This window comes from Klebsiella sp. C349492 (assembly GCF_042055345.1).
Taxonomy (GTDB): Bacteria; Pseudomonadota; Gammaproteobacteria; order Enterobacterales; family Enterobacteriaceae; genus Klebsiella; species Klebsiella scottii.
Window position 1 is genome coordinate 1,085,139 of the sequence record NZ_JANQCE010000001.1, and the last position, 16,178, is coordinate 1,101,316.

General features: G+C 59.7%; 14 protein-coding genes. 6 read left to right on the plus strand and 8 right to left on the minus strand.

Annotated features, from left to right (window positions below; genetic code table 11):
* Positions 1-23: 23 nt before the first annotated feature.
* The 4 genes from nhoA to NWP14_RS05145 form a co-directional block, all read right to left on the minus strand.
* Positions 24-869, minus strand: coding sequence for an N-hydroxyarylamine O-acetyltransferase (gene nhoA / locus NWP14_RS05130; RefSeq protein ID WP_331835268.1), 846 nt, complete (start codon positions 867-869; stop codon positions 24-26).
* Positions 870-948: 79 nt separating this feature from the next.
* A complete protein-coding gene (locus NWP14_RS05135) occupies positions 949-2,601 on the minus strand; it encodes an iron ABC transporter permease (protein WP_095097646.1) in 1,653 nt (550 codons plus the stop codon).
* A gap of 79 nt (positions 2,602-2,680) precedes the next feature.
* The gene (locus NWP14_RS05140) at positions 2,681-3,649 is read right to left on the minus strand and encodes an ABC transporter substrate-binding protein (RefSeq protein WP_331835270.1); all 969 of its coding nucleotides are present in this window, start codon (positions 3,647-3,649) and stop codon (positions 2,681-2,683) included.
* On the minus strand, positions 3,646-4,350 hold the full coding sequence (locus NWP14_RS05145; RefSeq protein ID WP_375215100.1) for an ABC transporter ATP-binding protein: 705 nt from the start codon (positions 4,348-4,350) through the stop codon (positions 3,646-3,648). The genes NWP14_RS05140 and NWP14_RS05145 overlap by 4 nt, the downstream gene beginning before the upstream one ends.
* A gap of 211 nt (positions 4,351-4,561) precedes the next feature.
* On the opposite strand from NWP14_RS05145, the gene NWP14_RS05150 reads away from it, so the two are divergent.
* Complete coding sequence (locus NWP14_RS05150; protein WP_095097637.1) at positions 4,562-5,143, plus strand: flavin reductase family protein; 582 nt, start codon at positions 4,562-4,564, stop codon at positions 5,141-5,143.
* Positions 5,144-5,347: 204 nt separating this feature from the next.
* On the opposite strand, the gene NWP14_RS05155 is transcribed toward NWP14_RS05150, so the two are convergent.
* On the minus strand, positions 5,348-6,172 hold the full coding sequence (locus NWP14_RS05155; RefSeq protein ID WP_331835271.1) for a helix-turn-helix domain-containing protein: 825 nt from the start codon (positions 6,170-6,172) through the stop codon (positions 5,348-5,350).
* Between the two features lie 203 nt (positions 6,173-6,375).
* Between NWP14_RS05155 and NWP14_RS05160 the strand changes: the two genes are divergently transcribed.
* From NWP14_RS05160 to NWP14_RS05170, 3 genes are read left to right on the plus strand one after another with little or no spacing between them, the layout of a single operon-like run.
* Positions 6,376-7,947 (plus strand): sugar hydrolase, encoded by a 1,572-nt coding sequence (locus tag NWP14_RS05160; protein WP_375214910.1) that lies wholly within the window; start codon positions 6,376-6,378, stop codon positions 7,945-7,947.
* A gap of 25 nt (positions 7,948-7,972) precedes the next feature.
* A complete protein-coding gene (locus NWP14_RS05165) occupies positions 7,973-9,355 on the plus strand; it encodes an MFS transporter (protein ID WP_375214911.1) in 1,383 nt (460 codons plus the stop codon).
* Between the two features lie 42 nt (positions 9,356-9,397).
* Complete coding sequence (locus NWP14_RS05170; RefSeq protein WP_375214912.1) at positions 9,398-11,014, plus strand: carbohydrate porin; 1,617 nt, start codon at positions 9,398-9,400, stop codon at positions 11,012-11,014.
* Positions 11,015-11,140: 126 nt separating this feature from the next.
* Here the strand turns inward: NWP14_RS05170 and pptA are convergent, their stop codons facing one another.
* The 3 genes from pptA to NWP14_RS05185 all read right to left on the minus strand — a co-directional run bounded on the left by pptA (position 11,141) and on the right by NWP14_RS05185 (position 13,136).
* Positions 11,141-11,368 (minus strand): tautomerase PptA, encoded by a 228-nt coding sequence (gene pptA / locus NWP14_RS05175; protein WP_095097625.1) that lies wholly within the window; start codon positions 11,366-11,368, stop codon positions 11,141-11,143.
* A 68-nt stretch (positions 11,369-11,436) separates the two neighbouring features.
* Complete coding sequence (locus tag NWP14_RS05180; protein WP_095097622.1) at positions 11,437-12,054, minus strand: glutathione S-transferase family protein; 618 nt, start codon at positions 12,052-12,054, stop codon at positions 11,437-11,439.
* A 77-nt stretch (positions 12,055-12,131) separates the two neighbouring features.
* The gene (locus tag NWP14_RS05185; protein ID WP_375214913.1) at positions 12,132-13,136 is read right to left on the minus strand and encodes a LacI family DNA-binding transcriptional regulator; all 1,005 of its coding nucleotides are present in this window, start codon (positions 13,134-13,136) and stop codon (positions 12,132-12,134) included.
* 304 nt (positions 13,137-13,440) lie between these two features.
* Here NWP14_RS05185 and NWP14_RS05190 point away from each other — a divergent pair, with 304 nt between their 5' ends.
* Both NWP14_RS05190 and NWP14_RS05195 read left to right on the plus strand, forming a co-directional pair.
* On the plus strand, positions 13,441-14,637 hold the full coding sequence (locus NWP14_RS05190) for an L-talarate/galactarate dehydratase (RefSeq protein WP_331835275.1): 1,197 nt from the start codon (positions 13,441-13,443) through the stop codon (positions 14,635-14,637).
* A 201-nt stretch (positions 14,638-14,838) separates the two neighbouring features.
* Positions 14,839-16,149, plus strand: a complete 1,311-nt coding sequence (locus NWP14_RS05195) for an MFS transporter (RefSeq protein ID WP_095097613.1) — start codon at positions 14,839-14,841, stop codon at positions 16,147-16,149.
* The last annotated feature ends 29 nt before the right edge of the window (positions 16,150-16,178 follow it).

A 16,178-nucleotide genomic window follows, 5' to 3' on the forward strand; every position in this document is an offset into this window, starting at 1 on the left:
ATGCCGGCGCTTAAGTAGTCCCGCTATTTACCCGCGTCCGGATGGGTGTCAAACGCCGCCATCACCGCCGCGAGATCCGTCTCGCTAAAGCCGTGCTTCGCGTCATTCACGCCGAGGCCAAAGCGCGTTTGCAGCGTGTCATACAGCGCGGCGACGTCGGGCAAATCGACCTTTTCCACCACCCGGCTGTTATCCCAGTGGGTGAAGTGGAAGTTGGTTAAGGTCATCTTCCCGCCGTCAGTCAGGTGGCGGCACAGCAGCAGGTGGTGGCGGAAATGCGACTGCGGCCAGTGGGCGGACCAGAAATTGCCCATCACGTAATCGGCGGCAAACTGGCAGCCTAAATCGAAATGATACATCGACTGCCAGTGCTCATGATGGCTGAACTGCAGCGTCCAGCGCTCGCCTTCATGCAGTAGGCGATAGACGCCGTGCGGGGTCTGCTGCGCAACGTCCGCCAGCAGCCTGATGGGCGCAGTCAGCGTTTGCCCGCCGAAGCCGACGTCGGCAATCCAGCGCTCGCCGTCGACCTCCACCAGCAGCAGGCGGTGGGTTCGCGGCGGCATCTGCGGCGGATTCGCCAGCACCACGCGGCCCAGCAGGCTACGTACCGAAAAGCCAATCTCGCTCAACGCCCGCTCAAACAGGCCGTTCTGCTCGAAGCAGTAGCCGCCGCGGCGGGCATTAATCAGCTTCTCCTCCAGCGACCGATCGTCAAGGTGAATCTCCCGCGGCAGCAGAACATCGAGGTTCTCAAACGGGATCGCGCTGTTGTGATGGATATGCAGCGTCCGCAGGGTATTAATCGACACATCCGGGGTTCCCGTCCAGCCCAGACGAGAAAAATAGGCACGTAAAAATGGGCTCATCAATGTCTCCAGCAATCGGTGTGCGTCATTTATAGCGTATTTTTTCCGTCCCACCGGTATTTTTGTGCGGTCGTGAGGCTCAGCGCGCGCTGCGCTGCATCAGCGCCAGGGCGCTCAGCATCAGCGTCAGGCCGGTCAGCAGGGTCAGCGTAGCCATCGCCATTCCCTGTCCCGCCGAGCCCTGCTCAAACTGACGCCAGATAAACACCGCCACGGTCTGCGTGCCCGCCGGAGCCAGCAGCAGAGAGGTCACCAGCTCCCGCGAGGCGACCGCAAACACCATCAGCATCGCCGCCAGCAGCGCCGGAAACACCAGCGGCAGCACGATCAGGCGCAGCGCCTGCAGCGGCGAGGCGCCGTGCACCCTGGCCGCCGGTTCCAGATTATTACCGAGCTGGCGCAGGGCGCTGCCCACGTAGCGCACCGGCCACGGCAGCAGCAGGCAACAGTAGGAGAGCAGCAGCATAAACCAGGTGTTATACGGCGAAACCGGCCAGAACGGGCGGTTCCACAGCAGAATCAGCCCCACCCCGACCACCACGCCGGGCAGCGCCGCCGGCATCAGCGACAGCGCATCGACAATGGCGCTACCCCTTATTTTTTGGATCAGCACCAGCCACGCCGCCACCAGCCCCAGCAGGCCAACAATCAGCGCCGAGGCCAGCGCCAGAGAAAGGCTGGTCCCCAGCGCCGAAAGCGCGTCGCCCTGCTGGTTAAACAGCGCGATAAAGTGGTTAAAGGTAAAATTATCCGCGCTGATTCCGCCCGACAGCGTGCCCATCAGGCTGGTGACAACCGTCGATGCCACCGGCAGCACCACCGCCAGCCCGGCGACCGTCGCCATCAGCAGCAGCGCCGGGAGGGTAAACCAGCCCGCCGTCGCCCCGCTATTTTCACCCGGTTTGCCGGTCACGCTGGTCACTTCTTTATCCCCCACCAGCCGGCGCTGCAGCCACCAGGCCAGCAGCGCGACGACGATCAGCAGCAGCGAGAGCAGCGATGCGCCGTTCAGATCGATGGGCCAGTCGGCAAGCTTCTTCTCAATCCCGACGGTCAGCATCACCACTCCCGCGCGGGAGCCCAGCGCCGCGGGGACGCCGTACTCCTCAATCGCCAGGGTAAACGCCAGCAGCATACCCGCCGCCAGCGCCGGAGAGAGCATCGGCAAGGTGATATGCCAGAATGCCCGCCAGGCGCTGGCGCCGTGCACGCGCGCCACGATAGCCAGCCGCTGCCCGCTCGCCAGCAGGCTCCGGGAGACGGCAAAATAGACCACCGGGAAAATATTCAGCGCCATCACCAGCACGATCCCGCTGCGGCTGAACAGCAGATCGTTGAGATCCCAGCCGGTGAGCTGCTGCAGATAGCCGTTGCGCTGCAGCACCAGCATCCACGACAGGGCGGCGATATAGGGCGGCGTGAGAAAAGGAATTAAGAACAGCAGATCCCAAAGGCGCGGCAGCGGCAGATTAAACAGCCCGCGCAGCACCCCGAGCGGGAGCCCGATGGCGACGCTGACCAGCGCCACGCCGCAGGCGATCCACAGGGTGCCGCCGAGCATCGCCGGCAGCTGCGGATCGGCAAACAGCGTCGCGACGCCGCTAAACGCCCCGGCCAGCGAACCGGCGCTGAAGTGGGGAAATATCGCCTGTAAGACGATAAAAAACAGCGGCAGCGCCACCAGCACCAGCAGCGCCGCTAGCGTAACGCCAGAAATAAGTTTTTGATTCACCGTATGTACCTGCAAGCGAGGGATTCCCCCCGCCGCGCTCGGGCCAACGTCAGGCCGGCACGGCAAAGGGGAAAGCAGATTACTGCGCGAAGAGCGTGTTGAAGCGGGTCAGTACCGCGCGGCGTTCGCTGCTGCCGTCGCCGCTGGTCGGCAGGACCTTCAGCTCGTTAAGCAGCGGGCGCTTCGCCGGGACGTCGGATCGCGCCGGCATCAGCCAGGCGTCCGCGACCATCGCCTGACCTTCCGGCGACAGCACGTAGTCGACAAAGGCTTTGGCATCGTCAGCATGCTGGGTGGTTTTCAGGATCATCATCGGACGCGGCGCAATTACCGTTCCGCTGGCCGGGAAAATCACCTTCAGCGATTCGCCCTGGCTAATATTGCCGTAAGAGACGTAGTCCACCGCGCCGAATACCGCCGCCTTGGCGCCCTGCATCACCGGCGTCACCGCCTGCGCATTCGGCCCGCTGACCACCATTCCGTTCTTTTTCAGCTCATCGAACAGGGCCCAGGCCTTATCGCCCATCCCGTTCTGCAGCCCGATCAGCAAATCCAGAGATGCGCCGGACAGCGCCGGGTCCGGGGTGGTCACTTTGTCCTTAAACGCCGCTTCCGTCAGGTCGCGCCACTCCTTCGGTTCCGGCGTGCCGCTTTTGCTGTTCCAGACGATCCCCAGCGCCGAAATGCCCTGCGCAACGTAATCAGCCGATTTCAGATTGGCCGGCACCTTATCGGCGTTGGCGCTTTGATACGCCAGCAGCCAGCCGCGGGAATGCAGATCTTCCGCGGTGTCCCACGAGGCCGAGATCAGCACATCCGCCTGCGGGTTGGCCTGCTCGGCTTCAAGGCGCGCCATAACCTTACCGGTGGTGGCCTGGAAAATATTGACCTTCACGCCGGTTTTCTTTTCGTAGCCGCTGGCGAGACCTTTCGCCAGCGTGCCTGGACCGGCGGTGTAAACGGTTAGCGCGTGGGCGCTGGACATCATCGTGGCCGACAGCATCATCGCGAGCACAGCTCCTTTCTTAAAGGTCATAACGGATTTCATGCGGGTTCCCCTGAGGATGAAGTAACAATGCGGACGGCGGCAACGCTGCCCGCTGATAAATGCACAATACGGTCAGCCAGCAGCTCTGCTTCGCGGCGGTCGTGGGTCACGTAGACGGCGGTGATGGCAAGCTGGCGCAGCAGACGGCTCATCTCGATGCACAACGACTCACGCAGCTCGCTGTCAAGGTTAGAGAGGGGTTCATCAAACAGCAGCACGCGAGGTTCGGCGACAATTGCCCGCGCCAGGGCGACGCGCTGCTGTTGGCCGCCGGACAGGCCGGAGGGTTTACGCTCGGCGAAGCCGGTAAGACCCACCCGCGCCAGCGCGGCGTTGACCCGCTGCTGGCGTTCGCCGCGAGGCACCCCGCGCATGCGCAGCGGAAAGGCGATGTTTTGCGCCACGGTCATATGCGGCCACAGAGCGTAATCCTGGAAAACCATGCCGATATCGCGCTGCTCCGGGGCCATCCCCCAGCCGGCTTTCGCCACCAGGCGGTCGCCAAAGCGGATCTCGCCGCTGGCGGGAACGGTGAGCCCGGCCAGCAGGCGCAGCAGCGTGCTTTTGCCGCAGCCGGATGGCCCCAGCAGCGCGACGATACTGCCCGCTTCGATATGCAGATCGATATTATTGAGAACGGTGTTGGCGCCGAAAGCGAATGAAACGCCGTCAAGCTTGATGCCGGTAAGCGCGCGCATTATCGCCCTCCCCATCGGGAAAGCGATGCTCTACCGGCGGTTGAAACCCGCCGGGCCGCGCCCACCTGCGATAAATACAGGGGAGCTAACATGTTGTTATCCTCTTTGGGACTTAGTGCCGCCAACTATAGGGAGCCTGGATGACGTATTGATTACATTTTCATTGCGGCTTAACTTGTTGTCTGGCATCAGACCCATTTACCAAGGAACGCATATGAGCCGCTTTCGCCACGTCGAACTTCAGTACGCCAGTCGCCTGCTCAATCACGGCCCCACCATTCTGATAACCAGCTACGACGCTCAATCCGGGCGCCGCAACGTGATGGCCGCCGCATGGTCGATGCCGGTGGAGTTCGCGCCGCCCCGCGTCGCCATCGTGGTCGATAAGAGCGCCTGGACGCGGGAGATCGTCGAGCGCAACGGGACCTTCGGCATCGTGGTGCCGGGCGTGGCTGCCGCCAGCTGGACCTACGCGGTCGGCAGCATCAGCGGACGCGATGAGGATAAATTCAACGCCTACGGCATTCCGGTGGTTAACGGTCCGGAGCTCGGCCTGCCGTTAATTGAAGAAAAGTGTCTGGCGTGGATGGAGTGTCGGCTGCTGCCGCCCACCGCCGCCCAGGAGCAGTACGATACCCTGTTCGGCGAAGTGGTTTCCGCCGCCGCCGATGAGCGGGTTTTCGTCACCGGACGCTGGCAGTTCGACGATGATAAGCTCAATACGCTGCATCATCTCGGCACCGGCAACTTTGTCGCCAGCGGCCGGCACGTCCGGGCGAACACGCCGGAAGAGTAATCCCGCTGCTCACGGCAGGCTGGTTGAGGGCGCGCAGGGCATTGTGAAACGCATGGCGGGGATCGCTCACCTGCTGTTAAGTGAGGCGCAACCGGCGGCCATCAACCGCTGCCTGACGCACCCGGCGGATACGGTTCGCGGTTGGGCTGTTTTATGCTCGGCGCACGCTCCGGTTTGACGCTAAGCGAGCGCCTGGCGGCGGCCTCAGCGCTGCAGCCGGCGCCGGTCCTCGCTGGGGGTCAAGCCAAAGACCTTTTTATAAAGGGTGGTAAAGTGGTTGCTGTTCGCGAAGCCGCATAAATAGGCCACTTCGGTAATAGTCATATCGGTTTCGCGTAGTTTTACCCTCGCAGAGACCAGACGCAGGCGTTTTATATAATTATCCGGGGTTAAACCGGTCGCCTCTTTAATATGGCGGAAGGCGGTGCGCGTGGTCAGATGAAATTTATCGGCCAGCACCTGCCAGTTATGCTCTTCAAAACAGTGGTCCTGCAGCCAGGTGAGTAATTTATGTAATTTATATTTAGTATTGCTATATTCCGCTTCGCTTTCGGCATGCAATATCGTCGTCGCCAGCTGAAAAAAGGCGGCCTCGCGCAGAGCGCTGTTTTCACTACGCTGAAAATCAGCCGAGAATATCTTCTCAACCAGCCCCTTACAGATATGGCGGGTATCGGGGGCCAGCCAGCCGTAGCAGGAAGCCTGCTGTGCGGAGAATTTGCGTAATAACGCATCGAGATTCTGCAAATAATTAAATTCAACTGAAGGGTTAATCAGCACGTTGATTAACTTGAGCGTCCCGAGCTCGTCATAATAATGAACGTCGCCCGGTTGCACGTAAAAAACGTCCCCCTGCTGAATATAGAGCGGCCGGCCATTAATAACGTGTAAACCATGTCCCTGCTCGACAATGACCAGTTCGGCAAACTCGTGGCTATGTTCATGGCTGTTATCTTCGGGGTCGCTGGCGTACATCGCCAGCTTGTCCTGGGGATGGGCGAAATAATACTCAACGGTCAGTGTCATCATTAGCGAAGTCCAAAACGGCATACGGCGCAGTGGCACGATAATGCATTTTACCGGCGCCCACGAGCCAGATTTATGGAATTGTGATCGCCAACCAGCCCATCCCACCATCAGTGCCATTTCCACCGGTGCGTTGGCATTGCCAGAGTGGTTGGCGTGGGTTACGGCGTCTTATGCTGCGGATAAATAAACGTAGAGGACGCAGTATGTCACAGGCTATTCAGCGCAACTCCGGGGTCACGATGACCCGCCACGAGGATTTTTTACGCACCGCCGAGAGCCTCAGGCCGACGCTCAGCAGCCGGACTCACGCACCGGCGGCGGTTATCGCTGCTAGCGCCGATCCGCAGGCCATCTTTGGTTGGCGGGCGCGGCCGGTCAGCACGCCCGAGGCGCTATATCAGCGCGATCTGACCAGCGGCGACAGCTTTATTATTGATTTCGGCAGCCACTACGTCGGCTACCTGCATTTCGCCTGCTCTGGCGTCGGCAGCCCGCCGGATGCCCCGGCCCACCTGCACTTTACCTTCGGTGAAACCCTCAGCGAAGTCTGTGAGCCATTCAGCGAATATCAGGGCTGGCTGAGCAGCAGCTGGCTGCAGCAGCAGGACGTATGGCTCGATGTGCTGCCCGCAGAGGTTAACCTGCCCCGCCGCTACTGTTTTCGCTACCTGAAGGTGGAGGTTAAGGCCGTGTCGCAGAAATTCCGCCTGCGGATTGGGCACATTCGGCTGAATGCCGTTACCTCTGCGAGCGAAACCTGCCTGCCCGGTACCACGGCGGACCCGCAGCTGCAGGCTATCGACCGGGTCTCGGTACTGACCTTGAAAAACTGTATGCAGGAGGTTTTTGAAGACGGACCTAAACGGGACCGCCGCCTGTGGCTTGGCGATTTGCGCCTGCAGGCGCTGGTTAACGACGTCACCTTCACCCGCCACGATCTGGTTCGCCGCTGTCTGTACCTCTTTGCCGGCCATACCCGGGAAGACGGCATGGTCTCCGCCAACGTGTTCGTCCAGCCTGATGTCATCGCCGACGATACTTTTCTCTTTGATTACTCGCTGTTTTTCGTCGATGTTCTCTACAGCTATCTGCAAAGCACCGGCGATAGCGCCACCGCTTTGCAGCTGTGGCCAACGGCGCGTCGCCAGGTTGAGCTGGCGCTGACCCGCTGCGATGAGGCCGGCCTGGTGCGCGATAGCGACGACTGGTGGGTATTTATCGACTGGCAGGAGTCGTTGAACAAACAGGCCGCGGCGCAAGGGGTGCTGATTTACTGTCTGCAGCGCGCGATCTGGCTGGCCGGACGTTTTGAACCCGAGCTGGCCCCCACGCTCAGCGCGCGCCTGCAGGCGCTAAAAGCAGCGGCCCAGCGCGAGCTTTGGGACCCGGAGCTGGGTTTTTACGTTAGCGGCGCCGGGCGACAGGTTTCCTGGGCCTCGCAGATCTGGCTGGTGCTGGCGGAAACCGGCAGCGCCGGGCAGCGCCGGGAAGTCATGCGTAATTTGCAACAAAATCCCCCGGCTATCGCCATGAATACGCCCTACCTGCGCCACCACTTTGTCGCCGCTCTGCTGCAGTGCGGGCTACGCGATGAGGCCGTCGCGGAGATCAAAGCCTACTGGGGCGCGATGGTCGATTACGGCGCCGATACCTTTTGGGAGATTTTTGACCCGGCACATCCTGACTTTTCCCCTTATGGCAGTACGCTGATAAACAGTTACTGCCATGCGTGGAGCTGTACCCCGGCCTGGTTTATTCGCCAGTACGGACTTTAACAACAACAATAAGCGAGCATATTTTATGGCAGAAACAACCTTTACCCGGTGGCGGCAGCGCCTTGGCTATGGCATCGCCGACCTCTCCTGCAACCTCGTGTGGCAGCTTATCTCTCTGTATCTGATGTTCTTTTACACCGACGTGATGGGCCTTCCCGCCTACTATGTCGGCCTGATGTTCCTCGTTACCCGCCTGGTGGACGGCGTCGCCGACGTGCTGATGGGGCTGGTGATTGATAACACCACCACCCGCTGGGGGCGCTGCCGTCCGTATCTGCTGCTTGGGGCGGTACCTTTCGGGCTGCTGTGCATTCTGGCCTTCTATGTGCCGGATTTCGGTACTACCGGCAAGCTGCTTTACGCCTTCATCACCTACCTGTGCCTATCGTTTCTCTATACCCTGGTCAACATCCCGTTCTGCGCGATGCTGCCGTTCCTGACCAGCGATTCGCGTGAACGGACCACCCTCTCGGCGGTGCGAATTCTGCTGGGCTCCCTCGGCGCAACGATTGTCGCCGTTGCGACTCTGCCGCTGGTTGGCGCGCTGGGCAAGGGCAGCCAGGCCCACGGCTTCTTCTACACCGCGGTCATTTTCGGCGTAATTGCGACGTTCTTCCTGCTGGTGAGTTTCCGTAACGTTAAAGAGAACATCAGCATTACCCAGGAGCGAATGACCTTGAAACGCGCCTGGGTCAGCCTGCGCGCCAACCGTCCGTGGTGGGTGTTCGCCAGCAATATCTTCCTGATGTGGGGGGCGTTCTTCTTCCAGACCGGCGCGCTGGTTTACTTCTTCCACTACTACGTTGGCAATAACGATCTGACGGCCATTGTCGCCGGGATCTCCACCTTCGTTCCGCTGCTGGGCACCCTCACCGTGCCGCTACTCGCCAGCCGGATGAAAAAGCGCCACGTCTACCTGATTGCCAGCGCCATTAACCTTGTCGGCATGGGCATGATGATAGCCGCCGGCGTCAATAGCTGGGGGCTGATTGCCGGGGCGATTGTGCTGTCCCTTGGCGCGGGCCAGCGTACCGCCATTTACTTCTCCATGCAGGCCGATCCGGTGGATTACGGCGTGTGGAAAACCGGCATCAACACCGCAGGGATTTTAACCTCAATCAACGGCTTCTTCGGCAAAGTTGCTATGGCCGGCGCGGGCGCGATTACCGGCGTGCTGCTCTCTTCGGGCGGCTATGTCGCCAATCAGGCACAGAGCGAGAGCGCGATGCTGGCGATTAAAGCCTGCTATCTCTATATTCCGGCGCTGCTGATTGTCGCCTCGATGCTGTGGATCGGCCGCTTCTATCGCCTCGACGATGATTACGAGCAGATCCGCGCCGATCTTGACGCCGGCCGCCGCGCGCCGCCGGAAAGCCCGTCGGCCTGCGGAGAACATCACGCCATGTAAGGCGTCCTCACCTCTTTACCTCTGAAAGAAATAAGGATTCTTATGCGTATCTCTGTGATTAGCGCAGCGGTTTGCTGCGCCCTTTTTTCGGCCTACGGCATCAGTGCAGCGCCGCTGACTATCGAACAACGGCTGGCGCAGCTCGAAGCCCGGCTCAATCATGCGGAGCAGGAAGCGGGTGACGCCAACCGCCGCGCGCAGCTGTCGGAACAGCGAACCACTGCCGCGGAACAGCGCGCGGCGGCGGCGGAGAAACAGGTGCAGGCCCTCAGCCAGCGGACCGCCGCCAGCGAGCAAAAACAGCAGGCCACGAACCAGCATCTCAGCAGCCAGCTGGCGAAAACCGCTCCCGGCGACGGCTTTGAGTTTAACGCCTACGCCCGTTCCGGCATGCTGGTAGATAGCCACGGCAAAGGCGCCCGCGGCGGCCCGGGGATCTCTCCGGCCAGCTCGCTCAACGGCGATGCCCACGTCGGCCGTCTCGGCAACGAGAAGGATAACTACGTGGAGCTCAGCTTTGGCAAGAAAATGACCTTTAGCGACGGTTCGTGGGCGCACTTCAAAACCATGCTCGCCGATGGCGCCACCAACCCGGACCCGTGGGTACAGGATAACGACAGCCACCATCTGAACGTGCGGCAGCTATACGTCGAAATGGGCAACTTTGCCGATTTTTCCGGGCCCTTTAAGCACGCCTCAATCTGGGCGGGCAAGCGTTTCGATCGCGACAATTTCGATATCCACTTTACCGACAGCGATATTATGTTCCTCGGCGGTACCGGCGGCGGCATCAACGACGTCAGCTGGGGCAGCAATCTGCGCGGTGATTATTCGGTCTATGCGCGCAACTTTGGCGATCTGGGTAGCGACAATTATGAAGATAACGATATTCAGAACCTGATGTTCACGGCCAACCACTTCTGGCACAACTGGCAGCTGATGACTACCGCGATGACCGCTCAGGGCAACGATTCGCTGAAGGATAACACCTCCACCACCGGCAGCTACGCTCTGCGTAGCGACAACACGGCGAAGAACGGCTACTACGCGATGCTGGCCTATCGCGATAAGCAGCGGTTTTATGGCCTGGCGCCGGGCGTTTCGGAGAGCGCGCTGCAGTATGGCGGCGGTTTAGGCGCCGAGGCGCGCCAGCCGGGCAGCGACGGGGATTTAACCGAGAACGCCAAATCCCTGCGTTTTGCCTCCTGGGGTATTCTGCCGCTGGGCAAAAACTGGGAGCTGGCCCCGTCAGTTATCGCCCAGCATAGCGAAAGCCGCTATCGCGATGGCGACCGCTACGATTGGGCGACCTTCAACCTGCGGCTTTCTCAAGGCATCACCCGCAATTTCGCGCTCCTGTACGAAGCGTCCTGGCAGTATATGGACCTGAACCCCAACGGGCGAACCTATCGCTACAACGACGATGTCCATCAGTATCAGGCGGTGAGCGGCGATTTTTATAAGCTGACCTTCGCCCCGACGTTTAAGGTGGGCGATGTGTTTGATATTAAAGCGCGGCCGGAGATTCGATTCTTCGTTACGTGGATGAACTGGGATAAGGCGCTGGATCGCTACGCCATTAACGATGATTTCGGCAGCAAAGGCTTTACCGCCGGCGGCAACTGGAACTTCGGCGTGCAAACCGAGATTTGGTTCTAAGGGGGAGCCCAGGATAAGGCACCGAACCGTTCTTCTGCTGGGGCGACGCCTTGTCCGGGCTACAAAGACCGCCGGCTTTTGTAGCCCGGACGGGCGCAAAGCGCCTCCTCCGGCAGCCCGAAGCCGCTACATGCTATAACCGGGCTTTTTAATCAGCTGCTCCATCTGCGGGGCGATTTCACTGTCCCACACCTGCTGCCAGTCGCTCGGGTCAACCTGCTTGAGAGCCACGCTCACCGAGCTGTCCTTACTGTTCAGGTGCTGCACCAGTACGGCGGCGATATCGGCGGCCAGCGCCGCTTTTTGCTCATCATTCAGCTCGCGAGGAAAACACTTAATATCAACATGCGGCATAGCGGACTCCTTATTGTCAGAACGATAAAACTACCACAGCCCGGGCGCGTCGGTTTTCATTTTGTGCCTTAAATCAGCTCGTTGCGCCGCAACACCTGTTCCAGCTCAGAACGTCGATATACGGCATCCGCGACGGCGACAAATTTCGGCGTGTGCGCTTCGAACCATTCCCGCCGCGGCCCCCAGCAACACATCACCGCGATATAACAGTCCAGCAGGCCGATCTGCGCGCCCAGCGCATAGGGCGCAGCGGCAAGCTGCTGCTCCAGCCACAGGTAGAGCGACTTGCGATAGTTCACGCAGTTTTCCCGCAGCTGCTGCGGGGCATCCGCCGTCCAGCGCTCGGGGTAATCCGCATAGGTGAAGGTGGGATAGACGTTGGCGACCAGCCAAATCAGCAGGTGCTGGAACCGGTGGCGCTGCGGCGTCCCGGGCTCTGGCGCGAGATCCGGCCGCTGGTCGAGGATCGTTAAGGCCATCGCCGCGGATTCGCTCATCACGCTGCCGTCCGCCAGCTTAAAAGTGGGTACCTGACACAGCGGATTTATCTGCATCAGGCTGTCGCGCTGGGGTCCGGGTTTATCAAAGCCTTCAACGTTAACAAAATGGTACGGGATTTCGGCCAGCGTCAGCATCAGCTCGCTGATTGCCGACCCCCAGCCCGGTACGCCATAGACGGTAATCATGCTCAGCCTCCACGGTAAACGTCTGCGTCGGGTGAAAGCCGGGAAAATAAGCAGGCAGCACGCTATTTAACGGCGTGCTACGCCGACTCTCGCTCCAGCAAATGATAGCCCAGATCCACAATCGCGTTCCCTTCCCCAACGCCTTCAATGCGGTCGGCGAGGAGGGTTGCCGCGCGTTCGCCAATCGCATGGCGATCGACGCTCACGGTCGTAATCGCCGGTCGGTTGCTGGCGGCAAAATCCAGATCGCCAAAGCCCATCACCGCTAAATCCTTCGGCACGCGCAGGCCACGACTTTCGGCCTCCATTATCGCCCCCTGCGCCAGGGTATCGGAACTGCATACGATAATATCGTACTCGCCAGCGCCAAGCAGCTGGGCCAGGCCGCTGCGCCCCAGCGCCAGCGAGGCCGGGAGCGGCACTTCCACCTGAGGCACATCGCGAATACCATTTTTGACCAGCCGGGCGCACAGCCCCTGCTTACGCAGCGCTGCTCGCGCGTCCCCTGCCCACAATAGTCCCGGGCGCCGGTAGCCCTTTTGCAGCAAAAACTCGCCTATCGTCTCGCCAACTTTTTCATGTGAAAAGCCCACCAGCATATCCAGCGGCGTCGGGGTCAGGTCCCAAATTTCCACCACCGGGATCGCGGCGTTGAGGATAGTTTTCTTTAATGCCGGGGCATGCTGAATTCCGGTCAGCACTACGCCATCCGGGCGACGGGAGAGCAAGGTTGCCACCAGCTCCGCTTCGGTTTCCCGACTGTAGCCCGCCACGCACAGCAGCATATGATAGCCGCGCGCCGCAAGGGTATCGCTCAGAGCCTGGATGGTGTCGACAAACATATTGTTGTTGATTTGCGGTACCACCACGGCAATCAGCCTGCTGCGTCGTGAAGCCAGTCCGCCGGCCAGCGCATTGGGAATGTAGCCCGTGGCCTGCACCGCATGTAGCACCTTTTCCACCGTTGCCGGACGCACCAGCTGCGGCGTATTCAATGCCCGACTGACCGTCATGGATGATAACCCCGCCGTGCGGGCAACATCATCCAGCGTCGGCACGCGCGTCGGTTTTCTGCTTTTCACGACTAAGCCCCTGTGTTGAGTCGTTCCCAGCGAGCATTATTGATGATGGCCCGGCCAATTGCCAGCGCCCGCCCGCGCATCCGCATGAGAATCAATAACCTGAGAGATAAAATGTTATCGCTATCATTGATAATTGTGCTATTTCACAAACTCTTTTGGATCGTGATGTCGCCTCCATAATTTTACCCTTAATAACCTAAAGTTGTGATCATTTGTACAAATTAAAGGCAGTCCTGTGGCATAAAAACCAAAGCTGATTTAAAAATGTTAGCGCAAACATTTCATAACCTATAAGGAACTTGCCATGACCGCCAGCGCCAATTCCAGCTCCGTGACCTACGCCAAAACCACCGGCGTGAAAACTGCCGCCGAAACCGGCGACCGCATTGAGCACGTTAAACTCTCCCTGGCCTTTCTCCCCCTGGCCACGCCGGTCAGCGATGCCAAAGTCCTCACCGGGCGGCAAAAGCCGCTGACCGAAGTCGCGATTATTATCGCTGAAATCCGCTCCCGCGACGGTTTCGAAGGGGTAGGTTTTAGCTATTCCAAACGCGCGGGGGGTCAGGGGATCTATGCCCATGCCAAAGAGATTGCCGATAACCTGCTCGGCGAAGACCCCAACGATATCGACAAGATCTACACCAAACTGCTGTGGGCGGGCGCTTCCGTAGGGCGCAGCGGCATGGCGGTACAGGCCATCTCCCCTCTTGATATTGCGCTGTGGGATATGAAAGCCAAACGCGCCGGGCTGCCGCTGGCGAAGCTGCTCGGCTCCCATCGCGATTCGGTACAGTGCTACAACACTTCCGGCGGCTTCCTGCATACGCCGCTGGATCAGGTGCTGAAAAACGTCGCCATCTCGCGGGAAAACGGAATCGGCGGGATCAAGCTGAAGGTGGGCCAACCGAACACCGCCGAGGATATCCGTCGCCTGACGGCGGTGCGTGAAGCGCTGGGCCCGGATTTCCCGCTGATGGTTGACGCCAACCAGCAGTGGGACCGGGAAACCGCCATTCGCATGGGGCGTAAAATGGAACAGTTTAACCTGATCTGGATTGAGGAGCCGCTCGACGCTTACGATATCGAAGGCCACGCGCAGCTGGCCGCCGCGCTGGATACGCCGATTGCTACCGGCGAGATGCTGACCAGCTTCCGCGAACACGAACAGCTTATCCTCGGCAACGCCTGCGACTTCGTGCAGCCGGACGCCCCGCGCGTCGGCGGTATCTCCCCCTTCCTGAAGATTATGGATCTGGCGGCGAAGCATGGCCGCAAGCTGGCCCCGCATTTTGCGATGGAAGTGCATCTGCACCTCGCCGCCGCCTACCCGCTAGAGCCGTGGCTGGAGCACTTCGAGTGGCTGAACCCGCTGTTTAATGAACAGCTTGAGCTGCGCGACGGGCGGATGTGGATTTCTGAACGCCACGGGCTGGGCTTCACCCTGAGTGAACAGGCGCGCCGCTGGACCCAGCACAGCTGCGAGTTTGGCAAACGCCCCTGATGCTTGTGCAGGCTATTTTCCCGGACCGGGAGCGAACGCGCCGGGTCCGGGCTGGCGGATAATCGATTCCTCCACCATCCCGTAGTCCGGTCAGCTCATGACCGGGGATATGTTATTAACGACCGGCGGGAACACCCTTGTCGCCCCTCCCGCCCCTGACTCGCTGTACCCACATACCCAACCCTGCAATGGAGTTGAAAAGTGAATACACCAATAAAACGCAGCAACGTGCGTTACGGCATCTTATTATTTCTTTTTTTGGCTACCGTATTTAATTATGCCGACCGCGCGACGCTATCGGTCGTCGCACCGATTATGAGTAAGGAACTAGGATTCGACCCGGAAGCTATGGGTCTGGCTTTTTCCGTCTTTGGTATTTCTTATGTGATAATGCAAATTCCCGGCGGTTGGCTGCTGGATAAATACGGTTCGCGGCTGGTATATGGCTGCGCGCTGATCGGCTGGTCGGTAGTGACTATGTTCCAGGGGACGATCTTTCTGTTTGCCAGCCCGCTGGTGGTGCTGGTTATTCTGCGTCTGATGATGGGCGCGATAGAAGCCCCGGCCTTCCCCGCCAACAGCCGCCTCAGCGTGCAGTGGTTCCCGAATAAAGAGCGCGGGTTTGTCACCTCGGTATATCAGGCGGCGCAGTATATCTCCCTGGGTATTATCACGCCGCTAATGACCATCATTCTGCATAATTTAAGCTGGCATTATGTCTTCTATTATATTGGCGCCATCGGGGTGGTCCTGGGGATATTTTGGCTGATTAAGGTCAAGGACCCTTTGCATCATCCGAAAATAAACCAGCAGGAGCTTGAATATATTCGCGAGGGCGGCGGCGAACCGGAATTAGGCAGCCAAAAAACGCAGCACAAATTAACCCTCGCGCAGATCAAAAGCGTGTGCGTAAACCGCATGATGATCGGCGTCTATATCGGCCAGTTCTGCGTCACCTCGATTACCTGGTTCTTCCTGACATGGTTCCCGACCTACCTCTACCAGGCGAAGGGGATGTCGATACTGAAAGTCGGTTTTGTCGCCAGTATTCCGGCGATTGCCGGGTTTATCGGCGGCCTGCTCGGAGGGCTGTTTTCCGACTGGCTCCTTAAGCGCGGCTATAGTCTGACCACTGCCCGCAAGATACCGGTGATCTGCGGCATGCTGCTCTCCTGCGTCATCGTTATCGCTAACTATACCGCTTCTGAGGTGGTGGTTATCGCCGCCATGAGCCTGGCCTTCTTTGCAAAAGGCTTTGGCAATCTCGGCTGGTGTATCCTCAGCGATACGTCGCCGAAAGAGATGCTGGGCATCGCCGGCGGGGTCTTCAATATGTGCGGTAATCTCGCAAGCATCATCACCCCGCTGGTCATTGGTATCATTATTGCCAATACCCACTCCTTTGATTATGCCATTCTGTACGTCGGCTCGATGGGCGTACTCGGCCTGCTCTCCTATCTGTTTATTGTCGGGCCGCTGGATCGCATCAATCTGACGCCTCGCGCTGCCTGATTATTGCACCTGGCGAGACTTCGCCCCCG

Bases quoted from the DNA above. Each gene is read 5' to 3' on its own strand.
- NWP14_RS05180 (WP_095097622.1), bottom strand. From the start codon at position 12,054: ATGATTACCGTCTATGGCGTACCGGGCTGGGGGTCGGCAATCAGCGAG.
- NWP14_RS05160 (WP_375214910.1), top strand. From the start codon at position 6,376: ATGTCACAGGCTATTCAGCGCAACTCCGGGGTCACGATGACCCGCCAC.
- NWP14_RS05140 (WP_331835270.1), bottom strand. From the start codon at position 3,649: ATGAAATCCGTTATGACCTTTAAGAAAGGAGCTGTGCTCGCGATGATG.
- nhoA (WP_331835268.1), bottom strand. From the start codon at position 869: ATGAGCCCATTTTTACGTGCCTATTTTTCTCGTCTGGGCTGGACGGGA.
- NWP14_RS05155 (WP_331835271.1), bottom strand. From the start codon at position 6,172: ATGATGACACTGACCGTTGAGTATTATTTCGCCCATCCCCAGGACAAG.
- pptA (WP_095097625.1), bottom strand. From the start codon at position 11,368: ATGCCGCATGTTGATATTAAGTGTTTTCCTCGCGAGCTGAATGATGAG.
- NWP14_RS05150 (WP_095097637.1), top strand. From the start codon at position 4,562: ATGAGCCGCTTTCGCCACGTCGAACTTCAGTACGCCAGTCGCCTGCTC.
- NWP14_RS05170 (WP_375214912.1), top strand. From the start codon at position 9,398: ATGCGTATCTCTGTGATTAGCGCAGCGGTTTGCTGCGCCCTTTTTTCG.
- NWP14_RS05165 (WP_375214911.1), top strand. From the start codon at position 7,973: ATGGCAGAAACAACCTTTACCCGGTGGCGGCAGCGCCTTGGCTATGGC.
- NWP14_RS05190 (WP_331835275.1), top strand. From the start codon at position 13,441: ATGACCGCCAGCGCCAATTCCAGCTCCGTGACCTACGCCAAAACCACC.